This is a genomic window from Cellulomonas gelida, assembly GCF_006538725.1.
GTDB lineage: Bacteria > Actinomycetota > Actinomycetes > Actinomycetales > Cellulomonadaceae > Cellulomonas > Cellulomonas gelida.
The window spans coordinates 136,197-146,075 of the sequence record NZ_BJLQ01000006.1; the positions used below are offsets into that span (position 1 = coordinate 136,197).

The window sequence follows — 9,879 nt, forward strand, 5'->3', positions numbered from 1 at the left end:
GTCCCATGAGCTCTGCGTGTGAGGAGTGCCCGTGACGACCACGTCCCCGCCCCCGGCCTCTGGGCCTCGGACCGAGACGGTCACGCGTCCGGCCGCGGGAGCGGCCGGGGAGCACGCACGCACGAGCGCTGACGCCGCCGCTGAGCACCGGACGCGCGGCGGCGACGGTCGGATCCGGGGGCTCGACGGGCTCCGCGCGATCGCCGTCCTCGCGGTGATCGCCTATCACCTGTGGCCCGAGGCGGTGCCGGGCGGCTTCCTCGGCGTGGACGTGTTCTTCGTGGTCAGCGGGTTCCTCATCACCACGCTGCTGCTGCGGCAGATGAGCCGTACCGGCCGGCTCGACATGCCGGACTTCTGGAAGCGACGTGCGCGTCGGCTCCTGCCTGCGCTGGTGTCGGTGCTGCTCGTCGGCACGGTCGCCGCGCGCCTGGTCGAGACCGACCTGCTCGTGGGGATCGGCAGGCAGTGGCTCGGCGCGCTGACGTTCTCGACGAACTGGCTCGAGATCGCCGCAGGCACGAGCTACTTCGACGCGACCGCGCCCGAGCTGTTCCAGCCCTTCTGGTCGCTCGCGATCGAGGAGCAGTTCTACCTGCTCTGGCCGCTCGTGCTCCTGGGGCTCGTGCTGGTCGCCGCCGGGCTGCGGCTGCGCTCCGGGGCGCGGGCGATGGCGTTCGTCGTCGCGGCAGGGGCGGTCGCCAGCGCGATCGCCATGGCGGCGGCGTACACGCCCGGTGACGACCCGACGAACGTCTACTACGGCACCGGCACCCACCTGTTCGGGCTGCTGATGGGTGCGGCGGTCGCGATCGCGGCGAGCGGGCACCTGCGGCTCCTGCCCGACACCGCCTGGGCGCGGACGCTGCCGTACGCCGCGCTCGTCGTGCTGGTGGGGCTCGGGGCCACGATGGCCGCCGACGACGTCTGGACCTACCGCGGCGGCATCGTGGTGGGCTCCCTCGCGGCGCTCGCGCTCGTCGTCGCGTGCGCGCAGGAGCGGCCCGCGGGGCTCATCCGCGCGCTCGAGCTGCGGCCCGCGGAGTGGGTGGGGGAGCGCTCGTACGGGCTGTACCTGTGGCACTGGCCCGTGATCCTCGTGGTCAGCGCCGCGCTGGGCGACGCACCCGGCTCCCCGTTGTGGTGGCGCACCCCGCTGATCGCCCTCCCGGTCACATTCGTGCTGGCCGCGCTCAGCCACCGGTTCGTCGAGACGCCCGTGCGGCGCGACGGGTTCCGTGCCGTGTCGCGGCAGGTTCTCGCCGCCCTCCGAGGTCCTCGTCCTGTGGCACGCGTGGCTGCGGTCGCTGCGGCGGTGCTCGTCGTCGGTGCGACTGTGTCGGTCGCGACCGCGCCGACGACCTCGTCCACGCAGCGCGCGATCGAGGCCGCGCTGCAGGAGATCGCCGACCGCGAGGCGCGTGGCGCGGACGACCAGGACCGCGACACCTCGAAGGGCAAGCCCACGGCCGGTGCGACGCAGGCCCCGACCGCCGGTCCCACCGGGACGCCGAGCAAGGAGCCGACCACCGAGCCGACGGGCACCGCCACGCCGCCGGGCTCCGCGGTGATCGACGGGGCCGACGTGATCGGCTTCGGCGACTCGGTGCTCTCGGCCGCGGCCCCGACGCTGTACGACGTGTTCCCGAAGATCGCCATCGACGCCAAGCCGATCCGCAAGTGGGTCGACGTGCCCGCGCTGGTCGGCGCGGCGGCCGAGGCCGGGAAGCTGCGGCCGATCGTCCTGCTCGACTTCGGGACGAACGGCGGGTTCAAGTTCGACGGCTCGATCGAGGCGCTCGACGAGACGCTCGACATCATCGGCCCGGACCGGCAGGTGATCATCTACACCGTCGTCGGCATCAGCTACTGGGTCGAGGACGCCAACGCCGCGCTCGTCGAGCGGGTCAAGGACCGGCCCAACGTGCACGTCGTCGACTGGCACCGCTACATCAGCAAGCACTCCGGCCTGCTGCACGCCGACCGCACCCACCCGAACATGAAGGGCGTGGTCGCCTACGCCGACCTGCTGCGCGAGGAGCTGACGACGCTCGCGTCGTGACGCTCAGGCGGCGCGTGCCCAGGCGACACCGACGGCGTCACGCACGGCGTCGTCGGACAGCCCGAGCGAGCTGAGCGTGGCGCGTGCCGCGGACTCCGGCGCGCGGACCGCGGCGAGCAGCAGGTGCCCGGTGTCGATGCGTCGCCGCTCGGTGCGGATCGCCTCGCGCAGGGCGAGCTCGAGGAGCTTCTTGGCGTCGGGGGTGAGTGCGCGCGGAGCCGTGCGGTGCGCGGCGTCGAGCGCGCCCTCGCCGAAGGTCGCCTCGACCTGGGCACGGACCGCGCCGAGGTCGACGCCGATGGAGGCCAGGGCGTCGTCGTCGAGCCCGTGGCGGGCGCGGACGGCCTGGGCGAGGGCGTCCGCGCCGATCCCCAGACCTGTCAGCGCCTGCTGCGCGACGCCGTCGACGCGTACTGCGGCCAGCAGCACGTGCTCGGACCCGATGCGCTCGGCACCCAGCGCGCCGGCCTCGTCGCGCGCCCGGGTGACGGCGTCGCGGGCATCCTGCGTGAAGCGTTCGAACATCAGGGCACCACCCTTCCCGTGGTCTTCCCGTACTTCTTGTGGACCGCCTGCCGGGTGACACCCAGGCAGTCGGCGATCTGCTGCCAGGACCAGCCCTGGCGCCGCGCGCGCTCGACCTGGAGTGCTTCGAGGCGGTCGGCGAGCGTCCGCAGCGAACGCACGGCGCGCAGACCCTCGGCCGGTTCGGCCGCGCCGGCGGCGGTGAGGAGCGTGTCCGTGCCCGTCATGCGTGTCAATCTAGATTGACACGGCGGCGCGTGTCAACCAGGGTTGACGAGCGTTCGTGGTCGCGGTCTGTGCGGCGTCCCGACCCGCGCCGCCCTACCGTGGCGGCATGAGCATGGGTGGTCCGGGGCACCGCGGCGGCGGCATGGGGCGCCCCCTCGACGAGTCGGCCCAGCGCCGGCTGAACGCGCAGGCGCCACCCGTGGCGAACCTCGGTCGGCGGGTCGTCGCCCTGTTCCGGCCGTACCTGCGGCGCATCGCCGTGACCGGCGTGATCGTCGTGGCCTCGGCCGCGATCGCCGTGGTGCCGCCGCTCGTCGTCCAGCGGATCTTCGACGACGCGCTGTTCCCGCCCGACGGCGGCGGCCCGCACCTCGACCTCCTCGTCGGGCTCGTGGTGCTCATGGTCGCGCTGTTCCTGGTGGCCGCGGGCCTCGGGGTGATCCAGACGTGGCTGACCTCGACCGTCGGCAACCGTGTCACCGGCGACCTGCGCGTCCGGCTCTTCGAGCACCTGCAGGCCATGGAGCTCGGCTTCTTCACCCGCACCAAGACCGGAGTGATCCAGTCACGGCTGCAGAACGACGTGGGCGGCGTGGCGGGCGTGCTCACCAACACCGTCACGACGATCCTCGGCAACGCCGTCACCGTGGTCGCCTCGCTCGTCGCGATGCTGCTCATCGACTGGCGCCTGACGCTCGTGGCCGTCGTGCTCATGCCGGGGCTGGTCGCCGTGCAGCGGCGCGTCGGGCAGGCGCGCGCGCGGATCGCCGCCCAGACGCAGGAGTCGCTGTCCGAGCTCACGTCCATCACCCAGGAGACGCTCAGCGTGAGCGGCGTGCTGCTCTCGAAGTCGTTCAACCGGCAGGGCGCGGAGTCGGCGCGGTACCGCGCCGAGAACGACAACCAGGTGCGGCTCCAGGTGCGGCGCGCGATGAGCGGGCAGGGCTTCTTCGCGGTCGTGCAGGTCCTCATGGCGAGCGTGCCCGCGGTCGTCTACCTCGTCTCCGGGTGGCTCATGCAACGGCCCGACGGCGGCACCATCACCGCGGGCACGGTCGTCGCGTTCACGACCGTGCAAGCGCGCCTGCTCGGTCCGCTCATCGGCCTCATGCGCGTCGCGCTCGACGTGCAGACCTCGCGCGCCCTGTTCGCGCGGATCTTCGAGTACCTCGACCTGCAGCCGGTGATCGAGGACGCGCCGGACGCGATCCCGGTCTCGCGCGCACCCGGGCCGCTCGGGCGCGTGGAGTTCCGCGACGTCGTGTTCCGCTACCCCGACTCCGCACCCGACGCGCGCCCCACGCTGCGTGGCATCAGCTTCACCGCCGAGCCCGGTCAGCACGTCGCGTTCGTCGGGCCGTCCGGTGCGGGCAAGACGACCGTGCTCTACCTCGCGCCGCGCCTGTACGAGGTGTCGGGTGGGCAGGTGCTGTTCGCCGGGGAGGACGTCCGGCGGCTCACGCAGGAGTCGGTGATCGACAACGTCGGGATCGTCTCGCAGGAGACGTACCTGTTCCACGCGACGATCCGCGAGAACCTCACGTACGCCAAGCCTGACGCGACCGACGACGAGATCGTCGAGGCGTGCCGCGCCGCGAACATCCACCACGTCATCAGCGGCTTCGCCGACGGGTACGACACCGTGGTGGGCGAGCGCGGGTACCGGCTGTCCGGCGGTGAGAAGCAGCGCATCGCCATCGCGCGGGTGCTGCTCAAGGACCCGGCCGTGCTGCTGCTGGACGAGGCGACCTCGGCTCTCGACACGGTCTCCGAGCGCGTGGTCCAGGAGGCGCTCGACACCGCGGCCCGCGGTCGGACGACGCTCTCGATCGCGCACCGCCTGTCGACCGTGATCGCGGCGGACACGATCCACGTGGTCGAGGCCGGCCGGATCGTCGAGTCCGGCACGCACGCCGAGCTCGCCGCCGCGGGCGGGCTGTACGCCGAGCTCGCGGCCCAGCAGCTCGCGTCGTCGAGGATCCTCGAGGAAGAACGCGCCGAGCCGCCCGCCGACCACCCCGAGCGCCGCGCCGACCGTGCCCCCACGGACGGGCCGGCCGACTCCACGGCCCCCGCGGTCCTCGCGCCCGCCGAGGGTGCTCTCGTGGGTCCGTTCGCCGACGGGTTCGTCGCGGCACCGCCGCTCGTCGCCGGTTCCGCCGGGCCCGAGCCGCGACCCGACGGGTTCGGCCCCGACGAGACCCGCTGAGGCACCGGCCTTCGCCCCGACGAGGCCGCACCCGCCCTCGCCCCGACGGGGCCGCGCACGGGTGCGTCCCCGACGAGACCAGGGGACGCTCGCGCGTCAGGCGGTGCCCACCGGCCAGCGCCCGTGCGGCAGAGCGGTCTGCGACCTGCTCGCGCCGGTCACGTTGACGAGCGCCAGGGCGGCGGCGCCCTGGGTCGCGACGAGCGCGCCGACCGCCGACATGACCATGCCCGTGTTCACGGCGGCCTCCTCGACGATCAGCAGCAGCCCCGCCCACGACAGCACGACCGACCCGATCGCCGCGACGGTCGCGATCGTCGCGACGAGGAACTTGGTGAGGATCAGGCTCAGGGCGACGTAGAACGCCAGGCCGGCGACTGCGCACGCGCCGAGGGAGGCCGTGACCGTGCCGGAGACCGCCTGGATCTGTGCCGCAGCCGGGGACTGGCCGGCGACCGCGCCGCGGTACGTCGTCGCGGCCTCGCCGGTCCAGCGCAGCGGCGCCCGCAACGCGTTCGGGTGGACCGACGCGGCGACCCCCGACACGGGCGAGCCGACCCGCGTCATCCAGTCGTGCGCTCGGACGAAGAACAGCACGGGTGCGGCCGCGCCCTCGAGGAGCTCGCCGAGCCTGTCGAGCAGCTCGCGACCGAGCTCGAGCAGCCGGTCGGTGCACCATCGCAGGCCCGCGGCGAGCTGGTCGGGGAACCACCAGTGCGCGGTCGCGTCGTCGACGGCACCCGGCACCCGGGCGAGCTGCTCGGTCAGCGCGCGCATCCCGGACCGCAGCCCGTCGACGGTCGTCTCGTAGGTGGAGGGGTTGAACTGGACCGGCTGGGCCGGGCTCCCGTGCGGCGTGGTCGGGATGGGCATGGTCGGGAAGGGCATGGTCGGGAACGACATCGCAGGCTCCTCGGTCGGTGGGCGGACGGGTGCTCAGTAGGCGCCGCCGACGTGCGAGGACACCTCCTCGTCGCGTCGCTCGTACGCGGTGGCGTTGGCGCGCAGCGCCGCGGCGATCTCGGTCATCTCCGCGCTGCCCTCGCGGCAGCGCGAGGCGACGTGCTCGACGGCGTCGCTGTAGGCGTCCCGCATCACCACGAACACCCCGGCCTGCAACGCGCTCAGCTGCATCGACTCGACCGTGGCGGCGACCGCTGCCAGGACCTCGCCCTGCTCGTCCCAGGTCCCCGCCTCGTGCCGCAGCGCCTGCAGGACGACGTCGACCTCGGCGTCGCTCACGAGCGCTCGCGCGAGGCCGCGACCCGTCCGACGCCGCTCGGGCTGAGCGGGTCGGCCGTCATCGAGCGCAGATGCGTCAGCACCTCGGCGAGCAGCTCGTCGGGCACGGCGGGTGCCTCCTGGTCCACGCGCCGCGCGAGGTCCTGGCCGGCGTCCTGGACGGCGTCGGTCAGGAGCGCGGACAGCGCGCTCGCGCTCGCCTTCGCAACCCGGTGACCGCTCAGGCCGACGTCGACGATCCCGCCGCGCCCGACGCGCACCTCGACCTCGCCGTCGAGCGCGCGCCCCAGCCCGAGCGTGGCCCCGGCGTCGGACGCCGTCTGGTGCGAGACCGCGGCGAGGGACGTGATCGCGATCTCCGCGAGCTCGTCGAGCGGACGCGGGTCGCTCGCGTGCGCCACGGGCTGCGGGGGAGGAGTCGCCGACGGCCGCGCCTCGGCCCAGCGCGCGCGCCGCGCCGCGGCCTGGTCGGCGAGCGCCGCGCGTGCCTGCTCGTCGAGCGCGAGGGCCGCCGCCCGTCCGGCGTCGACGACCGCCCGCGCCAGCGCCTCCGGTGTGCACCGCGTGTCCCACCCCGCGCCGACGAGCACGCGCGTCGGCGTGCCGTTGCCGTCGAGGCTGACCGCAGCGAGACGCTCGGCGTCCCACACGGTCGTCTCCTGCGGCAGCTCCGCGCGCACCCGGTGCACCGTCGCACCCAGGTCGTACGCCTGCTGACCGCCCTGCCGCCACTCGCCGCCTGCGCCGCCCGTGCCTACGGGTGTCGCGCCGTCCTGGTCGGACATCTGTGGCCTCCCTGCTCCGTCGTCGTGCGCCCCTGCGCTTGCCTCGCGGTTGTCCCGCGAACGTCCGAACCGGACACTAGAGCCCAATCCGGACGTCCCGCAGGTCTTCTCACGGACTTGTGGACGTCGAGGGGTCACCAGGCCGGGTCTCTCGATGTGAAGAGATCCACATCTCTCGATGTGAAGAGATCTCGGGCGGACGGCTAGCATCGATCCGGAGCACACGGCCGCACCGGGGCCGCCGCAGCGCGGCCGACGAGAGGAACTGGGACCACAGTGGACCTGTTCGAGTACCAGGCACGGGACATCTTCGAGAAGCACGGCGTACCGGTGCTGGGCGGCATCGTCGCCACCACCCCGGACGAGGCGCGCGCCGCGGCGCAGACGCTGCTCGACGGCGCTCCGGGCGTCGTCGTCGTGAAGGCGCAGGTCAAGACCGGTGGTCGCGGCAAGGCGGGCGGCGTCAAGCTCGCGCGTTCGGCCGACGAGGCCGCCGAGCAGGCGGGCCAGATCCTCGGCATGGACATCAAGGGGCACACCGTGCACCGCGTGATGATCGCCGCGGGCGCGAAGATCGCGAGCGAGTTCTACTTCTCCCTCCTGCTGGACCGTGCCGAGCGCCGCTACCTCGCGATGTGCTCGGTCGAGGGCGGCATGGAGATCGAGCAGCTCGCCGTGGAGCGTCCCGAGGCGCTCGCCAAGGTCGCCGTCGACCCGCGCGTGGGCATCGACCAGGCGAAGGCCGACGAGATCGTCGCCGCGGCCGGGTTCGACGCCGCGATCGCCGGCAAGGTGGCTGACGTCCTGCAGAAGCTGTGGGTCGTGTACCGCGACGAGGACGCGACGCTCGTCGAGGTCAACCCGCTGGTGCTGACCGAGGACGGCGAGGTCGTCGCGCTCGACGGCAAGGTCACGCTCGACGCCAACGCGGACTTCCGGCACGCCGACCACCTCGAGCTCGAGGACGCGGCCGCGGCCGACCCGCTCGAGGCGCGCGCCAAGGAGAAGGACCTCAACTACGTCAAGCTCGACGGCGAGGTCGGCATCATCGGCAACGGTGCCGGGCTCGTCATGAGCACGCTCGACGTGGTCGCCTACGCGGGCGAGAAGCACGGCGGCGTCAAGCCGGCCAACTTCCTCGACATCGGCGGCGGCGCCTCGGCCGAGGTCATGGCCGCGGGTCTGGACATCATCCTGACCGACCCGCAGGTCAAGTCGGTGTTCGTCAACGTCTTCGGCGGCATCACGGCGTGCGACGCGGTCGCCAACGGCATCGTCGCTGCGCTCGAGATCCTCGGCGACGAGGCGAGCAAGCCCCTCGTCGTGCGGCTCGACGGCAACAACGTCCTCGAGGGCCGCCAGATCCTTGCGGCCGCCAACCACCCGCTGGTCACGCTCGCCGACACGATGGACGGCGGAGCGGACAAGGCCGCCGAGCTCGCGAACGCCTGAGACGACGAGAGAGAACAACTGACATGGCGATCTTCCTCACCGAGGCCAGCAAGGTCATCGTCCAGGGCATGACCGGCTCCGAGGGCACCAAGCACACGACGCGCATGCTCGCGTCGGGCACGAACGTCGTCGGCGGCGTGAACCCGCGCAAGGCCGGCACGAGCGTCTCGTTCCCGCAGGGCGAGGGCACGGTCGACGTGCCCGTCTTCGGCTCCGTGGCCGACGCGGTCGCGCAGACCGGCGCCGACGTGTCCGTCATCTTCGTGCCGCCGGCCCACACCAAGGGCGCGGTCGTCGAGGCGGTCGACGCGGGCGTCCCGCTCGTCGTCATCATCACCGAGGGCGTCCCCGTCGCGGACACTGCCGAGTTCTTCGCCTACGCGCAGGACAAGGGCGTGCGCCTCATCGGCCCCAACTGCCCCGGCCTGATCAGTCCCGGGAAGTCCAACGTCGGCATCATCCCGGCGGACATCACGGGCCCCGGGCGCGTCGGCCTGGTCTCGAAGTCGGGCACGCTGACGTACCAGATGATGTACGAGCTGCGGGACTTCGGGTTCTCCTCCGCGGTCGGCATCGGCGGTGACCCGATCATCGGGACCACGCACATCGACGCGCTCGCGGCGTTCGAGGCGGACCCTGACACGGACGTCATCGTGATGATCGGCGAGATCGGCGGTGACGCCGAGGAGCGTGCGGCGGAGTACATCAAGGCGCACGTGACCAAGCCGGTCGTCGGCTACGTCGCGGGCTTCACCGCTCCCGAGGGCAAGACCATGGGCCACGCGGGCGCGATCGTGTCGGGCTCGTCGGGCACCGCGCAGGCGAAGAAGGAGGCCCTCGAGGCCGCCGGCGTCAGGGTGGGCAAGACGCCCTCGGAGACCGCCGCGCTGGCCCGCGAGCTCCTCTCGGCCTGAACCAGTCATCGACGAGCGCGCCGCACCGGGTCCCACCCGGGCGGCGCGTTCGTCGTCTCCTGCCGGGGTCCGGCGAGGGGGCGGGGCACGGTGGTGAGCATGCCGCGGATGTCGGGACGCGCCGGGCGGCGTGCGTGGTTCGGGACGCCGGTGCGGCGACGATGGGCCGGTGAGTGTCCTGACGGGTGAGCGTGACGGCACCGAGGCGCGCCGTGGCGGCGCCCCCGGGCGCCGAGCCTCGGGACGCAACGGGCGGTCGTCGGCCTTCTTCGTGAGCGCGCTCGACGGATCGCCGCGCTGGGTCGCGGGCGCGCTCGCCGCGCTCCAGGGCGCCCTGCTCTCGCTGCTCGTCGTCGTGCTCCCAGCGGTCGCGGCCTACGTCGCGACGTCGGCCGACCCCGCGAACGAGGGCGTCGAGTGGTTCCGCTCGGTCGTCGTCGGCACGAGCCTGTGGCTCGCGGG

9 protein-coding genes and 1 pseudogene are annotated in these 9,879 nt (G+C 73.3%); 5 read left to right on the plus strand and 5 right to left on the minus strand.

What is annotated here, in order from left to right:
• The first annotated feature begins 31 nt into the window (after positions 1 to 31).
• The gene (locus CGE01nite_RS04735) at positions 32 to 2,062 is read left to right on the plus strand and encodes an acyltransferase family protein (protein WP_141369271.1); all 2,031 of its coding nucleotides are present in this window, start codon (positions 32 to 34) and stop codon (positions 2,060 to 2,062) included.
• Between the two features lie 3 nt (positions 2,063 to 2,065).
• On the opposite strand, the gene CGE01nite_RS04740 is transcribed toward CGE01nite_RS04735, so the two are convergent.
• On the minus strand, positions 2,066 to 2,587 hold the full coding sequence (locus CGE01nite_RS04740) for a Clp protease N-terminal domain-containing protein (protein ID WP_048343549.1): 522 nt from the start codon (positions 2,585 to 2,587) through the stop codon (positions 2,066 to 2,068).
• Entirely contained in the window at positions 2,587 to 2,814 is a 228-nt protein-coding gene (locus CGE01nite_RS04745) for a helix-turn-helix domain-containing protein (RefSeq protein WP_048343550.1), read from the minus strand. The genes CGE01nite_RS04740 and CGE01nite_RS04745 overlap by 1 nt, the downstream gene beginning before the upstream one ends.
• Positions 2,815 to 2,927: 113 nt before the next feature.
• Between CGE01nite_RS04745 and CGE01nite_RS04750 the strand changes: the two genes are divergently transcribed.
• Positions 2,928 to 5,024, plus strand: a complete 2,097-nt coding sequence (locus CGE01nite_RS04750; protein WP_141369294.1) for an ABC transporter ATP-binding protein — start codon at positions 2,928 to 2,930, stop codon at positions 5,022 to 5,024.
• Between the two features lie 96 nt (positions 5,025 to 5,120).
• Here the strand turns inward: CGE01nite_RS04750 and CGE01nite_RS04755 are convergent, their stop codons facing one another.
• From CGE01nite_RS04755 to CGE01nite_RS16910, 3 genes are read right to left on the minus strand one after another with little or no spacing between them, the layout of a single operon-like run.
• Positions 5,121 to 5,927 (minus strand): hypothetical protein, encoded by an 807-nt coding sequence (locus CGE01nite_RS04755; protein WP_141369273.1) that lies wholly within the window; start codon positions 5,925 to 5,927, stop codon positions 5,121 to 5,123.
• A 33-nt stretch (positions 5,928 to 5,960) separates the two neighbouring features.
• The gene (locus CGE01nite_RS16905; RefSeq protein ID WP_048343551.1) at positions 5,961 to 6,266 is read right to left on the minus strand and encodes a type VII secretion target; all 306 of its coding nucleotides are present in this window, start codon (positions 6,264 to 6,266) and stop codon (positions 5,961 to 5,963) included.
• Positions 6,263 to 7,051, minus strand: coding sequence for a hypothetical protein (locus CGE01nite_RS16910; protein WP_170210894.1), 789 nt, complete (start codon positions 7,049 to 7,051; stop codon positions 6,263 to 6,265). The genes CGE01nite_RS16905 and CGE01nite_RS16910 overlap by 4 nt, the downstream gene beginning before the upstream one ends.
• A 276-nt stretch (positions 7,052 to 7,327) precedes the next feature.
• Between CGE01nite_RS16910 and sucC the strand changes: the two genes are divergently transcribed.
• The 3 genes and pseudogenes from sucC to CGE01nite_RS04775 all read left to right on the plus strand — a co-directional run.
• Positions 7,328 to 8,503 carry an ADP-forming succinate--CoA ligase subunit beta gene (sucC, locus tag CGE01nite_RS04765; RefSeq protein WP_048343553.1) on the plus strand — a complete coding sequence of 392 codons (1,176 nt, stop codon included), beginning with the start codon at positions 7,328 to 7,330 and terminating at the stop codon, positions 8,501 to 8,503.
• A gap of 23 nt (positions 8,504 to 8,526) precedes the next feature.
• Positions 8,527 to 9,417: a succinate--CoA ligase subunit alpha gene (gene sucD / locus CGE01nite_RS04770; protein WP_141369275.1), complete on the plus strand. Its 891-nt coding sequence runs from the start codon at positions 8,527 to 8,529 to the stop codon at positions 9,415 to 9,417.
• A gap of 169 nt (positions 9,418 to 9,586) precedes the next feature.
• Positions 9,587 to 9,879: pseudogene (locus tag CGE01nite_RS04775) on the plus strand (DUF6350 family protein); the annotation flags it as partial.

What these genes read in the sequence shown, in the direction of transcription:
- CGE01nite_RS04740 (WP_048343549.1), bottom strand. Translation starts at nt 2,587, where the DNA reads ATGTTCGAACGCTTCACGCAGGATGCCCGCGACGCCGTCACCCGGGCG.
- CGE01nite_RS04745 (WP_048343550.1), bottom strand. Translation starts at nt 2,814, where the DNA reads ATGACGGGCACGGACACGCTCCTCACCGCCGCCGGCGCGGCCGAACCG.
- CGE01nite_RS04750 (WP_141369294.1), top strand. Translation starts at nt 2,928, where the DNA reads ATGGGTGGTCCGGGGCACCGCGGCGGCGGCATGGGGCGCCCCCTCGAC.
- CGE01nite_RS04755 (WP_141369273.1), bottom strand. Translation starts at nt 5,927, where the DNA reads ATGTCGTTCCCGACCATGCCCTTCCCGACCATGCCCATCCCGACCACG.
- CGE01nite_RS16910 (WP_170210894.1), bottom strand. Translation starts at nt 7,051, where the DNA reads ATGTCCGACCAGGACGGCGCGACACCCGTAGGCACGGGCGGCGCAGGC.
- sucD (WP_141369275.1), top strand. Translation starts at nt 8,527, where the DNA reads ATGGCGATCTTCCTCACCGAGGCCAGCAAGGTCATCGTCCAGGGCATG.